15 protein-coding genes are annotated in these 19186 nt (G+C 62.4%); 4 read left to right on the forward strand and 11 right to left on the reverse strand.

Annotation, left to right across the window (positions count from 1 at the left end; genetic code table 11):
* Positions 1 to 21: 21 nt before the first annotated feature.
* The 6 genes from QUH67_RS08010 to QUH67_RS08035 are packed head-to-tail and all read right to left on the reverse strand — an operon-like array spanning position 22 to position 7462.
* Positions 22 to 825, reverse strand: a complete 804-nt coding sequence (locus QUH67_RS08010; protein ID WP_300946140.1) for a Cof-type HAD-IIB family hydrolase — start codon at positions 823 to 825, stop codon at positions 22 to 24.
* Positions 822 to 1310, reverse strand: coding sequence for a gluconokinase (locus QUH67_RS08015; protein ID WP_300946141.1), 489 nt, complete (start codon positions 1308 to 1310; stop codon positions 822 to 824). Before QUH67_RS08015 ends, QUH67_RS08010 begins: the two co-directional genes overlap by 4 nt.
* A gap of 22 nt (positions 1311 to 1332) precedes the next feature.
* Entirely contained in the window at positions 1333 to 2064 is a 732-nt protein-coding gene (gene pgl, locus QUH67_RS08020) for a 6-phosphogluconolactonase (RefSeq protein ID WP_407080413.1), read from the reverse strand.
* Positions 2065 to 2090: 26 nt separating this feature from the next.
* Positions 2091 to 3602 carry a glucose-6-phosphate dehydrogenase gene (gene zwf / locus QUH67_RS08025; protein WP_300946142.1) on the reverse strand — a complete coding sequence of 504 codons (1512 nt, stop codon included), beginning with the start codon at positions 3600 to 3602 and terminating at the stop codon, positions 2091 to 2093.
* Positions 3603 to 3607: 5 nt separating this feature from the next.
* The gene (gene gnd, locus QUH67_RS08030; RefSeq protein ID WP_300946143.1) at positions 3608 to 4603 is read right to left on the reverse strand and encodes a phosphogluconate dehydrogenase (NAD(+)-dependent, decarboxylating); all 996 of its coding nucleotides are present in this window, start codon (positions 4601 to 4603) and stop codon (positions 3608 to 3610) included.
* Between the two features lie 12 nt (positions 4604 to 4615).
* Positions 4616 to 7462 carry a bifunctional transaldolase/phosoglucose isomerase gene (locus QUH67_RS08035; RefSeq protein WP_300946144.1) on the reverse strand — a complete coding sequence of 949 codons (2847 nt, stop codon included), beginning with the start codon at positions 7460 to 7462 and terminating at the stop codon, positions 4616 to 4618.
* A gap of 253 nt (positions 7463 to 7715) precedes the next feature.
* On the opposite strand from QUH67_RS08035, the gene QUH67_RS08040 reads away from it, so the two are divergent.
* Complete coding sequence (locus QUH67_RS08040) at positions 7716 to 7958, forward strand: hypothetical protein (protein WP_300946145.1); 243 nt, start codon at positions 7716 to 7718, stop codon at positions 7956 to 7958.
* A gap of 22 nt (positions 7959 to 7980) precedes the next feature.
* On the opposite strand, the gene QUH67_RS08045 is transcribed toward QUH67_RS08040, so the two are convergent.
* Together QUH67_RS08045 and QUH67_RS08050 are read right to left on the reverse strand one after the other, a co-directional pair.
* Positions 7981 to 8430 (reverse strand): DsrE family protein, encoded by a 450-nt coding sequence (locus tag QUH67_RS08045; RefSeq protein ID WP_300946146.1) that lies wholly within the window; start codon positions 8428 to 8430, stop codon positions 7981 to 7983.
* A 73-nt stretch (positions 8431 to 8503) separates the two neighbouring features.
* Positions 8504 to 9109 (reverse strand): hypothetical protein, encoded by a 606-nt coding sequence (locus tag QUH67_RS08050; RefSeq protein WP_300946147.1) that lies wholly within the window; start codon positions 9107 to 9109, stop codon positions 8504 to 8506.
* 503 nt (positions 9110 to 9612) lie between these two features.
* Here QUH67_RS08050 and QUH67_RS08055 point away from each other — a divergent pair.
* The 3 genes from QUH67_RS08055 to QUH67_RS08065 are packed head-to-tail and all read left to right on the forward strand — an operon-like array spanning position 9613 to position 14388.
* Complete coding sequence (locus tag QUH67_RS08055; RefSeq protein WP_300946148.1) at positions 9613 to 11556, forward strand: PrkA family serine protein kinase; 1944 nt, start codon at positions 9613 to 9615, stop codon at positions 11554 to 11556.
* A gap of 13 nt (positions 11557 to 11569) precedes the next feature.
* The gene (locus QUH67_RS08060; protein WP_300946149.1) at positions 11570 to 12847 is read left to right on the forward strand and encodes a YeaH/YhbH family protein; all 1278 of its coding nucleotides are present in this window, start codon (positions 11570 to 11572) and stop codon (positions 12845 to 12847) included.
* Positions 12844 to 14388: a SpoVR family protein gene (locus QUH67_RS08065; protein WP_300946150.1), complete on the forward strand. Its 1545-nt coding sequence runs from the start codon at positions 12844 to 12846 to the stop codon at positions 14386 to 14388. The genes QUH67_RS08060 and QUH67_RS08065 overlap by 4 nt, the downstream gene beginning before the upstream one ends.
* A gap of 55 nt (positions 14389 to 14443) precedes the next feature.
* Here QUH67_RS08065 and QUH67_RS08070 read toward each other — a convergent pair whose 3' ends face one another.
* From QUH67_RS08070 to QUH67_RS08080, 3 genes are read right to left on the reverse strand one after another with little or no spacing between them, the layout of a single operon-like run.
* Complete coding sequence (locus tag QUH67_RS08070) at positions 14444 to 15499, reverse strand: 2-oxoacid:ferredoxin oxidoreductase subunit beta (protein ID WP_300946151.1); 1056 nt, start codon at positions 15497 to 15499, stop codon at positions 14444 to 14446.
* Positions 15496 to 17349, reverse strand: a complete 1854-nt coding sequence (locus QUH67_RS08075) for a 2-oxoacid:acceptor oxidoreductase subunit alpha (protein ID WP_300946152.1) — start codon at positions 17347 to 17349, stop codon at positions 15496 to 15498. Before QUH67_RS08075 ends, QUH67_RS08070 begins: the two co-directional genes overlap by 4 nt.
* Positions 17319 to 19118, reverse strand: a complete 1800-nt coding sequence (locus QUH67_RS08080; protein WP_300946153.1) for an FAD-dependent oxidoreductase — start codon at positions 19116 to 19118, stop codon at positions 17319 to 17321. The genes QUH67_RS08075 and QUH67_RS08080 overlap by 31 nt, the downstream gene beginning before the upstream one ends.
* Positions 19119 to 19186: the final 68 nt, after the last annotated feature.

Below are 19186 nucleotides of genomic sequence, written 5' to 3' on the forward strand. Positions count from 1 at the left end.
CGAAGCGGATCGGGAATCCCGCTATCCGAGCCGCAGCACCGTCTCCATCGCGCGCGCAAATCCGTCGTGCTCGTTGCTGTCGGTCACATGCGTCGCACGCGTCTTGATGCTGTCGGCCGCGTTTCCCATCGCAAACGAGATACCGCTTTTGGCAAACATCGGCAGGTCGTTCTCCATGTCACCGATGGTCGCTACCGCCTCGGCCGGAATCCCCAGCCGCTTCGCGATTGCCGTAACGAAGGTGCCCTTGTCGTGACCGGACGGGGTGACGTCGAGATAATAGGTTTGCGAACGGACCGCGGTAGCTTCCTGTCCGATCGCCTCTTTCATCGCTACCTCGCAACGTTGCAGCAGGGCCGCGTCCGAACTGGCGCCGACGATCTTGCAGGAGGCGGCCAGATGCGGCGTGAAATCGGCGACGATGGTCGGATCGGCCTTGATCGCCCGCTTCTCGTGCGGGACGTACTCGCCGTCGGGACTGCGCGTGTACCAGCGTTCGTTGGTGAACAGCCAGATATCGACGCCGAACGCCTTGAGCACGTCGAGGCTGCGCTGCGCTACATCAGCTCCGATCAGGTGCTGCTCGATCGGCTGGAGCGCGGCGTCCACGATCGAACTGCCGTTGAAGGCGCCGACGGGAAGCGTGATCGAAAGCGGCTCGATCAGAAAACCCATGCCCATGGTTGGACGGCTGGAGACGATGGTGAAGCCGATGCCGGCCGCGCGCAGCTTGCGTACGGCCACCCTGGCGCCATCGGTCAAAACCTTGTCCTTTGTCAATAGCGTGCCGTCGACGTCGGAAACGACCAGTGCGATGCGGGTCATGGGGCAACCAGATCCAGTTGAGTGACAATATCATCGACGATTTGTTCGACCGACGCATCGATCGAGACAACGACCGGTCGCTCGCTCGCATCCGGCCGTTCCAGCGTCCTGAACTGGCTGGCGAGCAGGCCCGGGGGCATGAAGTGCCCCTTCCGCGCGGCGAGCCGGGCGGCGACCAGATCCTGCGTTCCGTCGAGAAAGACGATGCGGATGTCGTCGCGGCCGTGCACGAGCACCTCGCGATACGCGCGCTTCAGCGCCGAACAGGCGATCACGGCGCGCTCGCCGGCGGCCGACAGGCGGTCGATCTCGTCGGCGATCGCCTGCAGCCACGGCCAGCGGTCCTCGTCGGTCAGCGGCTGGCCCGCGCTCATCTTCGCGACATTGCTCGCCGGATGAAAGCCGTCGCCATCCTCGTAGCGCCAGCCGAGGCGCGCGGCGAGACGGTCGGCGACGGTGCTTTTGCCCGAGCCGGAAACGCCCATCACCACCAGCGCGCAAGGGGTCTTAGCGCCCACCAAAATTCTCCGGGATCGCGGCGCGGTCCACCAGCCAGAACGTTTCGCCGGTGGATCGCGCGCGGTTGGCGGGCAGGTTCTCGCCTGCGAAGACGCGCGTCAGGATCGCACGCTTGTCCGTGCCCGCAACCTCGAACAGCATTTCGCAGCAGGAGGCAAGCGTGGGCAACGTGAGCGTCACCCGCGGGACGAGCGGCGTGACATTCGCCCTGGGTACGCCGACAACCCAGCGCGCGGTCTCGTCGAGGGCGGGGTCGTCGGGAAACAGCGACGCAATATGGCCGTCGGGGCCGACACCCATCAGCACGAGATCGAACAGAGGACGAGCGTTATCGATTGCGTCCGCACCGTAGAACGATTGCAATTCCCGTTGGTAAAGCGCGGCAGCGCGATCGGGATCTGTGAGGTCAGTAGTCGCGGTCGGAATCGGATGGATGTTTTCCGGCGGCGCGCACCGGTCCAGAAAGGCCGCCCGCGCCATGCTCATGTTGTGGAGCGGATCATTCGCGGGTACGAAGCGCTCGTCGCCAATGAACCAGTGCACGCGATGCCACGGCAGCCGGTTGCGATAGGATTCGGTTGCCAGCAGTTGATAGAGCCTTGTCGGGCTTGAGCCGCCGGTGAGGCAGATCGCCACGCGGCCGCGGTTGGCGGCTGTCCTGGCCAGCACATGCTCGGCGGCGGCAGCGGCCAGCGCCGTTGGGTCGGCGACTTCGATCACGCGGCGATTGTCGTTCAGGGCCATCGTCACCCGAGTTTCCGCCAGCTTCGGCCGTCGCGCCGCAACAGTTCGTTGGCTTCCTCCGGCCCCTCGCTACCGGCCTTGTAGGTCTTCAGGCCGTCGGCGCCGGCTTTCTTCCAGGCATCGATGAACGGCTGCACCGCCTTCCAGCCGGCCTCGACGCTGTCGGCGCGCTGGAACAGGATGTTGTCGCCGATCATGCAGTCGTAGATCAGCGTCTCGTAGCCGGTGGAAGGCTCTGCCTTGAAGTAATCCTTGTAGCGAAATTTCATCTCGACGCCGTCGATCTGGATCGTCGGACCGGGTACCTTGGTGTTGAACTGCAGCGCGATGCCTTCGTTGGGTGCAACGCCGATTACGAGATAGTTCTGCGCCAGTTTCTCGACGGGCGTGCAGTTGAACATCGCGAACGGGGCCTGCTTGAACTTGATCGCGACTTCCGTACGCTTGACGCCGAGCGCCTTGCCGGTGCGCAGGTAAAACGGAACGCCGGCCCAGCGCCAATTGTCGATGGCCAGTTTCAGTGCAGCATAGGTTTCGGTGGTGCTGCCAGCGGCGACGTCCTCGATCTTCCGATAGTCTTCGATCCGGTTATCGCCAATCCGGCCGGCCAGATACTGGCCGCGCACCGAATTTTGCAAGGCTTCCATCTCGCTCTGCGGCTGGATCGCGGCGAGCACGTCTGCCTTTGCGCCGCGCACCGAATGGGCGTCGAAACGGATCGGCGGCTCCATCGCGACCAGCGACAGCAGCTGAAACAGATGGTTGGGCACCATGTCGCGCAGCGCGCCGGTCTGGTCGTAGAAGCTGCCGCGATGCCCGACGCCCAGTTGTTCATCGACCGTGATCTGAACATGGTCAATGTGGTTGCGATTCCAGATCGGCTCGAACATGCCGTTGGCGAAGCGCAGCACCAGAATGTTCTGCACCGTCTCCTTGCCGAGATAGTGATCGATCCGGTAGATCTCGTGCTCGTTGACGAGCTTGAGCAATTCGTTGTTGAGCGCCTTTGCCGACGCCAAGTCGGTGCCGAACGGCTTTTCCACCACCAGCCGCCGCCACGCGCCGTTCTCGGCCAGCATGCCGGTGCGGCCGAGTTCGCGGCTGATCGGCAGGAACGCGTTGGGCGGGGTGGCCAGATAGAACAGCCGATTGCCGCCGGTGCCCCGGGCGGCCTCCAGTTCGTCGAGTTGCTTGCGCATTGCGTCAAAGGAAGCCGGATCTTTCGGATCGGCCTCGATGCAGGTGAGGCAGCCCAGCAGGCGTTGCGCGATGGCATCGTCCACCGGCCGGGTCGCGAATTGGCGCAGGCCCTTCATCAGGCTGTCACGCAGCTTGTCGCTCGTCATGCCCTTGCGGGCGATTCCGACCAGACAGAACTGGTCCGGGAGCAAATCGCCGGCGGCGAGGTTATAGAGGGCGGGGATCACCAGCCGGTGCGCGAGGTCGCCAGTCACGCCGAAAATGACGAAGGAGCAGGGATCGGGTTTCTTCTGTGCTATCTGACCGACCGCCATGCTGATCAGGCCTTTGCGCCGGGTTTTTTCGGCGGCTCCCTGTGGCCGCCGAAGCCGGCTCGCATCGCGGAGAGGATCTTTTCCGCAAAGGTGTGGTCCTTGCGTGAACGGAAGCGCGCATAGAGCGCCGCTGTCAGCACTTCCGCCGGCACCGCCTCGTCGATGGCGGCATTGACGGTCCAGCGGCCTTCGCCGGAATCTTCCACAAAGCCGGAGTAATTATCCAACGTCTGGTTTTCCGCCAGCGCGGACGCCGTGAGATCCAGCAGCCAGGACGGAATCACGCTGCCGCGCCGCCAGACCTCGGCGATGTCGGCAATATTCATATCGAAGCGATGCTCCGGCGGCAGCGCCTCGATATTGGCGTTCTTGAGAATGTCAAAACCCTCGGCATAGGCCTGCATCAGGCCGTATTCGATGCCATTGTGGATCATCTTGACAAAATGTCCGGCGCCGGATGGGCCGGCGTGAATGTAACCTTGCTCGATGCGCGGATCGCGGCCCTCGCGCCCCGGCGTGCGCGGGATGTCGCCGATGCCGGGCGCCAGCGTCTTGAAGATCGGATCGAGCCGGTCCACCACCGCCTTGTCGCCGCCGATCATCATGCAATAGCCGCGCTCGATGCCCCATACGCCGCCGCTGGTGCCGACGTCGAGGTAGTGGAGGCCGTTGGCCTTCAGCGCCGCGCCGCGCCGCACGTCGTCCTGCCAGAACGTGTTGCCGCCGTCGATGATGACGTCGCCGGGCTGCATCAGTTTTGCCAGGGCCTCGATGGTCGCTTCGGTGATCTTGCCTGCCGGCAGCATCACCCAGGCGGTGCGCGGTTTCTCCAGCTTCGCCACGAAATCTTCCAGCGTATCGGCGCCGGTTGCGCCCTCGCCGGCGAGGGCGGCGACGGCCTTCACATCCTTGTCGTAGACCACGGCGGTGTGGCCATTGTTCATCAGCCGGCGGACGATATTGCCGCCCATCCGGCCGAGGCCGATCATGCCGAGTTGCATATCCTGAATTCCCTAGCTGAGTGCTTCTGCAATCGCGGCATCAAGGGCGGACAATCCTGATCCCAGATCGCCCTTGAGATGGACGCGCAAGGCGCGCCGCCCGCGCTCGGTGAGCACGTCGAAATCGCCGCGGGCCTGCGCGGCCAGGATGATGCCAAAACTGGCCTTCTGGCCGGGCACCTTCAGATCCTTGGCATCGTCGGCGGTGATCTGCAGGAATACGCCGCTGTCCGGTCCGCCCTTGTAGCACTGTCCGGTGGAATGCAGGAAGCGCGGGCCGAATTCCGCGCAGGTCGCGACGTGCCTGACGTTACGCACCGCGAGCCGCATCTTTTGCAGCGAGCCGATCGTGCCAGGATCGCGGGCGATGTAGGCCAGCAGGGCGACGTAGTCGCCGCTTTCCGAACGTGAAAGATGCGCCTTGATCCACGAGCCCAGCGTTCCGTTGGCACCGGCCTTGCGCAACTCGTCGGCATTGCGCTCGTCAGTATAGAGATCGGCCTCGTCGGTCGACATGACGGGCTGCTCCGCCGGCAGCTTTCCGGTCTTTTCGAATGCGCCCGTCAGCTCGCGGGTCTTGATCTTGGCGGCTTCGACATCGGGCTGGTTGAACGGATTGATGCCGAGCACCGCGCCGGCCACGGCGGTCGCCATCTCGAACCGGAAAAACTCCTGGCCGATATGGTCGATCGACTTCATGACAATGCGGACCACGGGATGTCCGGCCGCTTCAAGCGCCTTGAGCCGGTCGTCATGCGAGGCGTCGTCTTCGCCTTCGGTGCAGATATCGATGAAGAAGCGGTCGTTGCCGTACAGCGAGAGATCGCCGAGCGGCTCGCCGTCGATCGGGATGAGGCCCTTGCCTTCCTTGCCGGTGGATTCGGCGATCAGCTGCTCGGCCCAGGCGCCAAAGTCCGCGACCTTCGGCGATGAAGTGATCGTCACCTTGTCGCGGCCTTCGAGGCCGGCGAGCCCCATCGCCAACCCAAGCTGAACGCCCGGGTTTTCGTGCGGCGGCACGTCGGCGCCGCAGGAGCGCACCATCGCCAGCGCATGGGTGATCAGGCTGCGAACGTCGATGCCGGCAGCGGCGGCTGGCACGAGGCCAAACGGCGACAGCACGGAGTAACGGCCGCCGATGGTGGGATCCCCGTAGAAGATGCGGGCAAAGCCCTGTTTTGTGGCGACCTTCTGCAGCGACGAGCCGGGATCGGTGACCGCGATGAAGCGATGGCCGGCCTTGTCCTTGCCGATGGTCTTTGACACGCGATCAAAGAAATAATCCTTCATCACGTTCGGCTCGGTGGTGCCGCCGGACTTGCTGGAGACGATGAACAGGGTGTGGGCGAGATCGACCTTGTCCTCCATCGCGCGCACCTGTGCGGGATCGGTGGAATCGAGCACATGCAGCTTCGGGAATCCGGATTTTTTGGCAAAGGTCTCCGCCAGCACTTCCGGCCCCAGGCTCGATCCGCCCATGCCGAGCACGACCGCATCGCTGAAATTCTGCCCCTTCACGCGACGGGAAAAATCCTCGTAATCGGCGATATCGGCCGCTGCGGGACTGTTCAGCCAGCCCAGCCATTTGTCCTCGTCGTCGCCGGTCCAGACTGACTTGTCCTTCTGCCACAGCCGGCGGATCGTTGCGGATGCGCGCCAATCCTCGGTGCTCTTTTCGACGGCCTTCTTGATCCGGTCGCCGAGCGCGAGATGCTGGTGGTCGATGCCGCCCCCGAGCGAGGCTACGCGCTTCTGTGCGACCGCGCCGTAGAGCTTGTCGGCGGCATCGGCAAACAGCTTGACGCCGTCCTTCACCAATTCCTCGGTGATGGCGTCGAGCGAAATGCCGGACTTTTCGAGCTCTTCCAAAACCCGCCTGGCGTCCTCGATATTCTCTTCGAGGCTGTCGCGCGGCTTGCCGTGGTCGCGGAACGCATCGAGCGTAGCCGGCGGCACGGTGTTCACGGTGTTGGGACCAATCAGTTCCTCGACATAAAGCACGTCGCTGTAGTTTTTGTTCTTGGTGCCGGTCGAGGCCCACAGCAGACGTTGCGGCTTGGCGCCCTTGGCCGCGAGTTTTTCCCAGCGAGCGCCGGCGAACAGCTTCTTGTAATCCTGATAGGCGAGCTTGGCGTTGGCAATGGCGACCTTGCCCTTCAGTGCGCTCAGCCGTTCCTTCTCGCTGGGGTCGTTGGCCCTGGCAATCTTGTCGTCGAGCTGCTTGTCGACCGCGCTATCGATGCGGCTGACGAAGAAGGAGGCGACGCTGGCGACGGGCATGGGATCGCCACCGTTGGCGACGTATTTTTCGAGACCGGCGATGTAAGCCTCGGCGACCTCGCGATAGACTGCTTGCGAGAACAGCAGCGTGATATTGATGCTGATGCCTTCGCCGATCAGATGCTCGATCGCCGGCAGGCCCTCCGGCGTGGCCGGCACCTTCACCATCAGGTTCTGCCGCTTGACGTCCTTCCAGAGCCGTTCGGCTTCCGCAATCGTCCCCTTGGTATCCATGGCCAGATAGGGCGAGACCTCGAGGCTGACAAAGCCGTCGGCGCCGTTCAGCCGGTCGTAAACCGGACGCAGCACATCGGCGGCGTTCTGGATGTCTTCGATCGCGACGGCCTCGAACAGGTCGGCGACCGGGCGGTCGCCGTTTTGCAAGGCCTTGCCGATCGCGCCGTCATACTCGTCCGAACTGCCGATCGCCTTCTCGAAGATCGAGGGGTTCGACGTCACACCCTTGACGCCGTCGCTGTCGATCAGCGCCTTGAGGTCGCCCTTGGCGACGAAACCGCGGGCGAGGAAGTCCAGCCAGATCGCCTGGCCATGGTTTTCGAGCGTTTTGACGGGATTCATGGGGCCTGTTCTGTTCGGTCGGTTTTCGGGTTTCCGGCAGCTTTCGGGGGCAGGGCGGGAAAGTCAATATTTGGTTCGGCCCGCAGGCGGAACGAATGGGAGAAGCTACCACGATATTGCGATCGGTTCCGGTGCGATCCCCAAATACCCGTTCTGTCAGTGGACCCGGCGATGGGTCGAACCGGCTTCCCCGGAAGCGACACCAACCGTCGCAGAGCACGAAGTCGTGAAGGAGGCCATTGTGAAGTGTCGTATGTCAGTCACCGCCGGCCTCGTTTTATTGTCTGCCCTGACCCTGCCCGGCGCGGCATCTATGCAAGCGGCGGGCATAAGCGTGCAGTTGGGCGGGCATGGGCACAATGTCCCGCGGGCGATCGCGGGTGGGCATAACCCGCATGTCGACGCCGCGCGGACGCGGCTGCAGACGAATCCGAACACGAGAACTATTCAACCGAATATGACCGGCGAAAGTGCGGCGATCAAATCGCGCAAATGAGCGCTCGACGCGGCAGTCGATCTCAAGGCCGGATGTAGAGATAACCTTGCGATTGCAACTCGGCGATCCGCACCACGCCGCCGTGCTCGGCGGCGACGAAACCCGGCAGCAATTCCCTCAGCGTGACGTTCTGCGACGTCATGGTGTTGCCGCAGGCGGCGAACTCAAGGCCGGCTTTGGAGAACTGACCGACGCGCTTCGAAACGTCAGGATTGGCGGAAGCGGAATGAAACGCCCGCAATGCCTGGCCGTGCACCACCAGCGCGATCGTGACATTGTGGGGACCGCCGACGCCGTCGTAGTGGTTCTGGATGTTGCCCAGCACGAAGCTGACCTTGTCGAGGTCGGCGAGGTGATAAACCACCTTCAATTTCCTGGAAGGCGCGACGTCGCCAGCCGCACTGGCGCGGGAGACCGTAAAGGCCGCGCTGAAGGCCGAAACTGCGCCCCACAGGATGTTACGTCGATGCATGGAATTTTCTCCCCACCGACGCTATATATAACAGTGCCATGCAGCCGGTCTCGCCAATACTGTGCAGTGTGGTTCACTTGTGCCGGAGCGCCGCAAGTTCCTTGCGGTCCGTCACCAACTCGGAGCATTCGTGCAGATCCGCTCGATCGACACGGAAGACCTTGTCGTCGGCACCGGCAACCAGATCGTTGCTGGCATCGTCGTCAGGCTTGTTGCGCTCCCAGATTCTGATCCGCTCCAGCCGGATCAGCGCGGATTTGTCGTCTTTCATTGCGACCTCAATGCCGCCGCCTTCGCAATCGACGCCGCAGCCGAGCCGGATTTCGCCACCGGTGTTCTCGGCGACGATGTGACTGCAGTAGCCGCTGGAGTCGAAATTGCCGGCGCGGTGGCGATATTTGAAGCCGAGCCGAAACGAATAATTGACGGTCTTGTCTTCGGGCGCATCTTCGGCGGTCACCAGGAGCTTCATCGCGCTGACCTTCTGCTTCGGATGCTGCGCCAGATGACCGGCGCTATAGCGACGCACGAAGCAGGCATAGGTCTTCTGGCCAAGCGGTCCGCCGAACATCCTGTTGTCGAAGGCGGTGGCTTTGGCTTTGTCGACGCCGTCCTGGGCGTTGCAGGCATTGGCGCCGATGATGGAGGCGATGGCAACGGCAAGGAAGGCGGATTTCATGGCAGCCTCGGATTAAGCGAGCGGCATATAACTTTGGTCGCGCCCGGCGCCAGGAGCGTTCAAGGTGTGGGCGACGAAATGAACGCGTGTTCATCTTCGCAATTGTCGCCGCTCGCCCGCCCCCGGAGGGTCACAAAAGCTGCAATTGTGGTGCGTTCGGGCGTGCAAAACCCCGGATTTTTCCATTTGGGCGCCCGGGACTGCCGAGCCACGTTCGAATCGAGCCGCGCTAACCCGTCCAGATTCCTTAAAAACTCCCTAACGTCGTGTTCAGTACTACGCCGGGGCAAATGTTGCGCGAGGGCTACATGAGGAGCGAAATGCCACCGTATCACTACGAGGCTCAGGCCTCTAGCATGACTATTGCATTGCAATGCGAAGTCGCTCGCGTGTCCAATCTACCCTAGTGCAGATGGTGATTCGCGAACGGAAGCTGTAGCGCTCCGAAACTGGAACCCGATTGGAGCGTACGGCATTTACAGGTGACCATGGAGAGACGGATCATGTACAACGATTCTCTGTTCAATGCTTTCGCCCGGTCTTTCGAAGCAAGAAGCCAGACCGACATGTCGATGGCGGAATATCTGGAGTCGTGTCGAAACGATCCGATGCGATATGCCAACGCCGCCGAACGATTGCTTGCTGCGATCGGTGAACCCCAGATGATCGACACGGCCAAGGATCCCCGCCTTGGCCGTATTTTTTTGAACCGCACGATGCGGCTCTATCCCGCCTTCGCCGGCTTCTATGGAATGGAGGAGACGATCGAGCGGATCGTCGGCTTCTTCCGCCACGCCGCGCAAGGTCTCGAAGAGCGCAAGCAGATACTCTATCTGCTCGGACCCGTCGGCGGCGGCAAGTCGTCGCTCGCTGAACGGCTCAAGGCGTTGATGGAAGTCCATCCCATCTACGTGCTTAAAGCCGGCGACGAACTCAGCCCGGTGTTCGAAAGCCCGCTCAGCCTGTTCGATCCGGAATCGCTCGGCCCGATGCTCGAAGAGAAGTACGGCATTCCGCGCCGGCGCCTCAGCGGACTGATGAGCCCATGGTGCTACAAGCGCCTCGAAGCCTTCGGCGGCGACATCTCGCAATTCCGCGTCGCCAAGATCCAGCCGTCGCGGCTGCGTCAGATCGCGATCGCCAAGACCGAGCCCGGCGACGAAAACAACCAGGACATCTCGTCGCTGGTCGGCAAGGTCGACATCCGCAAGCTGGAGACCTACGCGCAGAACGATCCCGACGCCTACAGCTATTCGGGCGGCCTCAACCGCGCCAACCAGGGCATTCTCGAATTCGTCGAAATGTTCAAGGCGCCGATCAAGATGCTGCATCCACTGCTGACGGCGACGCAGGAAGGCAACTATATCGGGACCGAGAATATCGGCGCGATCCCGTATACCGGCGTCATCCTGGCCCATTCCAACGAGGCCGAATGGCAGAGCTTCAAGACCAACAAGAACAACGAGGCTTTCATCGATCGTATCTGCGTCATCAAGGTGCCGTACTGCCTGCGCGTCACCGAGGAGCAGAAGATCTACGAAAAATTGATCCAGGGCTCCGAACTGGCCACCGCGCCGTGCGCGCCGGCTACGCTCGAGACGATGGCGCGCTTCTCCGTGATGTCGCGCCTGCGCAAGCACGAAAATTCGACCGTGTTCGGCAAGATGCGGGTCTATGACGGCGACAGCCTGAAGGAATCCGACCCGAAGGCGCGCAGCGTCCAGGAATACAGGGATGCCGCGGGCGTCGACGAAGGCATGGACGGCGTCTCGACCCGCTTTGCCTTCAAGGTATTGGCGGCGACCTTCAACCACGACACCAACGAGGTCGGCGCCGACGCGGTCCATCTGATGTACACGCTGGAGCAGTCGATCCGGCGCGAGCAGCTTCCCGACGAAGTCGAGAAACGTTATCTCGAGTTCATCAAGGCCGAGCTTGCGCCGCGCTACGCCGAGTTCATCGGGCATGAGATCCAGAAGGCCTATCTCGAATCCTATTCGGATTATGGCCAGAACCTGTTCGATCGTTATGTCGACTATGCCGACGCCTGGATCGAGGATCAGGATTTCAAGGATCCCGACACCGGACAACTGCTCGATCGCGAACTGCTCAATCAGGAACTGACCAAGATCGAGAAGCCCGCGGGCATCGCCAATCCGAAGGACTTCCGCAACGAGGTCGTCAAGTTCTCGCTGCGCTCTCGGGCCCAGCACGGCGGCAAGAACCCGTCCTGGACCAGCTATGAGAAGATTCGCGAAGTGATCGAAAAGCGGATATTCTCCCAGGTCGAGGATCTGCTCCCCGTCATTTCCTTCGGTTCGAAGAAGGACGGCGAGACCGAAAAGAAGCACGGCGAGTTTGTCGCGCGCATGGTCGAACGTGGCTATACCGAGCGGCAAGTCCGTCGGCTGGTCGAGTGGTACATGCGCGTGAAACAGGCTGGCTGAGGCGGATGAAAACGTGGCTATTCACATCGTCGACCGCCGCCTGAACCCAGGCAGCAAGAGTCTGGAAAACCGCCAGCGCTTTTTGCGTCGTGCAAAGGCGCTGGTTCAGGGGGCGGTGAAGAAGTCGTCGCAGGAACGGGACATCAAGGATGTCCTCGAAGGCGGCGAGGTCAGCGTCCCGATCGACGGCATGGACGAGCCGCGCTTTCGTCGTGAGGGCGGCACGCGCGATATGGTGCTGCCCGGAAACAAGAAGTTCGTGGAAGGCGATATCCTTCCGCGGCCGAATCCGAGCGGCGGCAAGGGCAGGGGCGCGGGTGAGGGTGACAGCGAAGACGCGTTCCGCTTCGTGCTCAGCCGCGAGGAGTTCGTCGACCTGTTCCTCGACGATCTGGAGCTTCCCGATCTCGCCAAGCGCAAGCTGGCTGAGGTCGAAAGCCAGGGCATCCGCCGGGCGGGTTACTCGACATCCGGCTCGCCCGCCAACATCTCGATCAGCCGCACGGTAAGCCGCGCGCTCGCGCGACGTGTCGCGCTGCGGCGGCCGAGCCCGGAAACGCTGGCAGCGCTGGAGGCGGAGCTCGAAACGTGCAGCGAGGCACGGCGTGTCGAAGTGCTGGCCGAGATCGAAGCGCTGAAGGCGAAGATCAAGCGCATTCCCTTCATCGATCCGATCGATATCCGCTATCGCCGCTTCGAGACGGTGCCGAAGCCGGTGGCTCAGGCGGTGATGTTCTGCCTGATGGACGTTTCCGGCTCGATGACCGAGCACATGAAGGATCTCGCCAAGCGCTTCTACATGCTGCTCTACGTGTTCCTGAAGCGGCGCTATCGCCACGTCGAGATCGTCTTCATCCGGCATACCGACCGCGCTGAAGAGGTCGATGAGCAGACATTCTTCCACGGCCCGGCGTCCGGCGGCACGCTGGTGTCGAGCGCGCTGCAGGCGATGCATGAGATCGTGCAGACGCGGTTCCGTCCGGCGGACTGGAACATCTATGCTGCGCAGGCTTCCGACGGCGACAATTCCTATTCGGATGGCGAGGTCACGGGCCGGTTGCTGACCGACAAGATCCTGCCGGCCTGCCAGTTCTTTGCCTATCTGGAAGTCGGTCAGGAGCATGGCTTGAGCTACGAGATGCCCAATTCGGCGCTGTGGACCCTCTACGAGGGCCTGCGTGCCAACGGCGCGCCGCTATCGATGCGGAAGGTCAACGAACGCAGCGAGATCTTTCCGGTATTTCACGATCTCTTCCAGCGGCGCGGCCCGCAGGAAAGGGCCGCACCATGAGCGCGCCGAACCAGTTGCTGTTTCAGGGCGCCGATTGGGATTTCCATACGCTGCAGCGGATCTGCGATACCTGCGAGCAGGTGGCACGGGACGAATTGGGGCTTGACGTCTATCCCAACCAGATCGAGGTCATTACCGCCGAGCAGATGCTGGATGCCTATTCGTCGGTCGGCATGCCCTTGTTCTACAAGCACTGGTCATTCGGTAAGCACTTTGCCTTCCAGGAGGCATCTTACCGCAAGGGGCTGATGGGGTTGGCCTACGAGATCGTCATCAACTCCTCGCCGTGCATTTCCTACCTGATGGAAGAGAACACGGCGACGATGCAGACGCTCGTCATCGCGCATGCCGCCTTCGGCCACAATCACTTCTTCAAGAACAATTATCTGTTCAAGCAGTGGACCGACGCCGACGGCATTCTCGACTACCTCGAGTTCGCCAAGCGCTACGTGACCCATTGCGAGGAGCGCCATGGCCGGCTGGCGGTCGAGCACACGCTCGATGCCGCGCATGCGCTGATGTCGCATGGCATCGATCGCTATCCCGGCAAGAAGAGTCTCGATCTTCGCGCCGAGGAGAAGCGGGCGGGCCGCCGCCGTGCCCACGAAGAGAGCGCCTTCAACGACCTGTGGCGCACCGTTCCGGGCACCAAAGTCAAGACCGGTGCGATCCTGGACGTCGAACGACGCCGCCAGTTGCTCGGCCTGCCGCAGGAAAACCTGCTGTATTTCCTCGAGAAGACGGCGCCGCGCCTGCGCCCCTGGCAACGCGAGATCCTGCGGATCGTGCGGCACATCGCGCAGTACTTCTATCCGCAGAGCCAGACCAAGGTAATGAATGAGGGCACAGCGACTTACGTGCACTATCGCATCATGAGCCGGTTGCACCAGCAGGGCCGGCTGACCGACGGCAATTTCCTCGAATTCCTGCAGTCGCACACCAACGTCGTGTTCCAGCCCGAATTCGACGACCCGCGCTATTCCGGGTTCAACCCGTACGCGCTGGGATTTGCGATGATGCAGGACATCGAGCGCATCGTCACCAATCCGGAAGACGAGGATCGCGAGTGGTTCCCTGACATCGCCGGCAAAGGCGATGCGATGGCCGTGCTGCGGGACGTCTGGGCCAATTATCGCGATGAGAGCTTCATCAGCCAGTTCATGAGTCCGCATCTGATGCGGAAGTTCCGTCTGTTCCATTTGCACGACGATCCGGCGGATCGCTCCGGCATTCTGGTCGACGCCATTCACAATGAGCGCGGCTATCGGCGGCTGCGGCGCGAACTGTCGCGGCAATACGACGTCGGCTTCATCGATCCCAATATCGAGGTCGTCGATGTCGATCTTGCCGGCGATCGTCGCCTGATGCTGCGGCATACCGTGGTGAAGGGCGCCCAACTCACCGAAGCCGACACCAAGCGTGTGCTGCAACACCTCGCCGATCTCTGGAGTTACGACGTGTCGCTGTCAGAGGTGGACACATCAGGTACGGTGCTGAAGGAGTATGTCGCCCACCCGCGGAGCCTTGCCGCGGCGGCGTAGCATTTGCCTGTAGCCCGGATGTCGCTTTCGCTCATCCGGGCTACGAAATTTGGGACTACCGCAAGCTGGCGTTGATCTTTTCCAGTGCCGCCGTGCCGGGACAAAGATCCTTGGCTTCCAGCGTGTTGAGCGGCGTCTCGACGGTGTCGAGATGGGTGTGCAGGTCGTCCGAATCCGGATCGACATAGAGCAAGCCGGTGACCACCTGGCCCTTGGCGGCGTGCTTCTGCAGGAAGGTCATCGCCGCCAGCCGGTCGTTGGCGTCATAGTCGGCGTCGATCTTGCGCAGCGCCAGCCGCGTGCCGTCATGCTGCTCGACCACCTGCACCGTGCCCGGCGCGTAATCGACCGTGATCGGGTCGCGGCCGGTGATCACGTCGAGGCGGTTCACGGCGTCGTTATGTTCGCGGACATAGTCGAAGCTCTTGGTCGAGCCGGCGTGGTTATTGAAGGCGATGCAGGGGCTGATGACGTCGATAAAGGATGCGCCCTTGTGCCGGATTGCGGCTGCGATCAGCGGCACCAGCTGGCTCTTGTCGCCGGAGAAACTGCGCGCCACAAAACTGGCGCCGAGCTGCAGCGCGATCGCCACCAGGTCGATGGCGTTGTCGGTGTTCATCACGCCCTTCTTGGACTTCGAGCCGCGGTCGGCGGTGGCCGAAAACTGCCCCTTGGTCAGGCCGTAAACGCCATTGTTCTCGACGATGTAGGTCATGTTGACGGCGCGGCGGATCGAATGCGCGAACTGGCCGAAGCCGATCGAGGCCGAGTCGCCGTCGCCGGAAACACCGAGATAGATCAGGTCGCGGTTGGCAAGATTGGCGCCGGTCAGCACCGACGGCATGCGGCCGTGCACCGAGTTGAAGCCGTGGGAGTTGCCGAGAAAATAATCCGGCGTCTTCGAGGAGCAGCCGATACCTGAAATTTTGGCGACGCGATGCGGCTCGATCGAGAGCTCGTAGCACGCCTCGATGATCGAGGCTGTGATCGAGTCGTGGCCGCAACCGGCGCACAGCGTCGAGATCTTTCCCTCGTAATCACGGTGGGTGTAGCCGAGATCGTTCTTCTTCAGGCCGGGATGATGGAATTTCGGCTTTGCAATGTAGGTCATGATACGGCCTTGCGGAGAGGGGTCACTTTCAGACGGTCCTGATGATCTCCGATCGCCTTGGCGATGAAGCGGGCGGTGATCGGCGTGCCGTCATAGTGCAGGATCGGCACCAGCCGCACCGGGTCGATGCCGTTTTCGTTGACGATCAACTGGCGCAACTGGCCGTCGCGGTTTTGCTCGACCACGTAAACGAAATCATGGTCGGCGATGAAGCTCGCCACGCTGGAGTGGAACGGGAAGGCGCGGACGCGCATGCGGTCGAGCAGATGCCCGCGCGCTTCCAGAAGTCCGATTGCCTCGTCCATCGCCGGCGAAGTCGAGCCGAAATAGATCACGCCGTATTTGGTCGGCTTGGCGGCGTTGGCCTGCAACGGCCGCGGCACCATGTCCTGCGCGGTCTCGAACTTGCGGACCAGCCGTTGCATGTTGTCGGCGTAAACGGCGCCTTCTTCCGAATAACGCGCGTAGCGGTCGCGCGAGGTACCGCGGGTGAAGAACGAACCCTTGGTCGGATGCGTGCCGGGATAGGTGCGATAGGGGATGCCGTCGCCGTCGACGTCGAGATAGCGGCCGAAATCACGGCCGGGCTCGTCGAGCATTTCCGCGGTCATCACCTTGCCGCGGTCGTACTGCTGGTTTTCGTCCCACTTCAGCGGGCGGCACAGCCGGTGGTTCATGCCGATGTCGAGGTCGAGCATCAGGAAGATCATGGTCTGCAGCCGTTCGGCCAGATCGAACGAATGGCCGGCGAACTCGAACGCCTCGGCCGGATCTTCCGGGAACAGCAGCACATGCTTGGTGTCGCCGTGCGAAGCGTAGGCGCAGGCGATGATGTCGCATTGCTGGGTGCGCGTCGGCATGCCGGTCGAGGGGCCGGCACGCTGGATGTTCATGATCACGCCGGGAATTTCCGCGAAATAGCTCAGGCCGATGAATTCGGTCATCAGCGAGATGCCGGGGCCGGAGGTCGCGGTGAAGGCCCGCGCGCCGTTCCAGGACGCGCCGATCACGATCCCGATCGAGGCGAGTTCGTCCTCGCCCTGCACGATCGCGTATTTTGCCTTGCCGGTCTTGGGGTCGTGCCGCAACTTCTTGCAGTGGCTGGTGAAGGCTTCCGCCACCGACGACGAAGGCGTGATCGGATACCAGGCACAGACGGTGGCGCCGCCATAGACCGCGCCGAGCGCGGCCGCGCTGTTGCCTTCCATGAAGATGCGGTCGCCGACCTTGTCGGCCTTCTTCACCCGGAGCCCGATCGGGCATTTCAGATTCTGCAGCGCAAAGTCGCGGCCGAGATGCAGCGCGTGGACATTGGACGAGAGCAGCTTTTCCTTGCCCTTGTACTGTTCGCCGATCAGCTGCTCGACCAGCTTGACGTCCATGTCGAGCAGGGCGCAGAGCGCGCCGAGATAGATGATGTTCTTGAACAGCTGGCGCTGGCGCGGATCGGTATAGGTCGAGTTGGTGATCGCGGTCAGCGGCACACCGATCACGGTGATGTCGCTGCGGAATTTCGACGTCGGCATCGGCTTGGTCGAATCGTAGAACAGATAACCGCCCGGCTCGATCGAGGCGACGTCCTTGTCCCAGGTCTGCGGGTTCATCGCCACCATCATGTCGACGCCGCCGCCCCGTGCGCCGAGATGGCCGGCCTCGGTGACCCGCACCTCGTACCAGGTCGGCAGGCCCTGGATGTTGGAGGGGAAGATGTTGCGCGGCGAAACCGGCACGCCGTGGCGCAGGATCGAGCGCGCGAACATTTCGTTGGCGCTGGCCGAACCGGAGCCGTTGACGTTGGCGAAGCGGACGACGAAGTCGTTTACGCTGCTGATCGGGCTTTGGTCTGGCATGTCGAACCTGCGTGAGTCATATCGATGAGGTATTTCTGCATGTCCCAGGCGCCGGTGGGGCAACGCTCGGCGCACAGCCCGCAGTGCAGGCAGACGTCTTCGTCCTTCACCATGACGCGTCCGGTCTTGAGCCCTTCGGCGACATAGAGCGCCTGGTCGTGATGCGGCGCGGGCGCCTTCAGCCGCTGCCGCAAATCCTCTTCCTCGCCGTTCTCCGTGAACGTGATGCAGTCCATCGGGCAGATGTCGACGCAGGCGTCGCATTCAATGCAGGCTGGCGCCGAGAACACCGTCTGCACGTCGCAGTTCAGGCAGCGTTGCGCCTCGCCGAGCGCGAGCTTGACGTCATAACCGAGTTCGACCTCGGTCCTGATGTCCTTCAACGCAATCACCTTGTCGCGATGCGGCACCTTGTAGCGCTTGTCGCCGGAGACGTCGTTGTCGTAGCTCCACTCGTGAATGCCCATTTTCTGCGACGAGACATTCACTTCGGGGAGCGGCCGCTCGTTGATGTCCTCGCCGGAGAGCATCTTGTGGATTGATAGCGCGGCGTCATGGCCGTGCGCGACCGCCCAGATGATGTTCTTCGGGCCGAACGCGGCGTCGCCGCCGAAGAACACTTTCGGATTGGTCGAAACAAAAGTCTTGGCGTCGACCTGCGGCATGTTCCACTTGTCGAACTCGATACCGCAGTCGCGCTCGATCCAGGGGAACGCATTCTCCTGGCCGACCGCGACCAGCACGTCGTCGCAGGGGATGGTCTGATCGGGCTCGCCCGACGGCACCAGATTGCGGCGGCCCTTGGCGTCGTACTCGGCCTTCACCTTCTGGAAGGTGACGCCGGTCAGCTTGCCGTCGGTATGCTCGAACGCCACCGGCACCATGTAATTGAGGATCGGAATGTCCTCGTGGAGGGCGTCTTCCTTTTCCCAGGGGCTCGCCTTCATCTCCTCGAAGCCGGAGCGCACGACGACCTTGACGTCCTCGCCGCCGAGCCGGCGCGCGGTACGGCAGCAATCCATCGCGGTGTTGCCGCCGCCGAGCACGATGACGCGCTTGCCGATCTTCTCGACATGGCCGAACGAAACCGAGGCCAGCCATTCGATCCCGATATGGATATTGGCGGATGCTTCCTTGCGGCCGGGCATGTCGAGTTCGCGACCGCGCGGCGCGCCGGAGCCAATGAAGATCGCGTCATACTTCTCGTTGAGCAGCTTCTTCAGGCTGTCGACGCGATGGCCGCCCTTGAACTCAACGCCGAGGCCCAGGATGTAGCCGGTCTCCTCGTCGATCACGCTATCGGGCAAGCGGAATTTTGGAATCTGGCTGCGCATCATGCCGCCGGCCTTGGGATCGGCATCGAACACCGTGCAGTGATAGCCGAGCGGCGCGAGATCGCGTGCCACCGCAAGCGAAGCCGGACCGCCACCGACCAGCGCGATGCGCTTGCCGTTCTTTGCCAAAGGCTTCGGCATGCGGTGCTTGACGTCGTCCTTGAAGTCGGCGGCAACGCGCTTCAGGCGGCAGATGGCCACCGGTGTTTCCTCGACGCGCCCGCGACGGCACGCCGGCTCGCACGGACGATCGCAGGTGCGTCCCAGAATTCCGGGAAACACATTCGATTTCCAGTTGATCATATAGGCGTCGCTATAACGCCCCTCGGCGATCAGACGAATGTATTCGGGAACTGGCGTGTGTGCGGGGCAGGCCCATTGGCAATCGACAACTTTATGAAAGTAGTCCGGCGCCGAAATATCAGTCGGTTTCATTCCTACCTTGTCCGCGTCGGTTAACTGAAACGCGGCCTCATTTGCCTACGAACGCTGAGCGTTCTTGT

It is taken from the genome of Bradyrhizobium roseum (assembly GCF_030413175.1).
Taxonomy (GTDB): domain Bacteria; phylum Pseudomonadota; class Alphaproteobacteria; order Rhizobiales; family Xanthobacteraceae; genus Bradyrhizobium; species Bradyrhizobium roseum.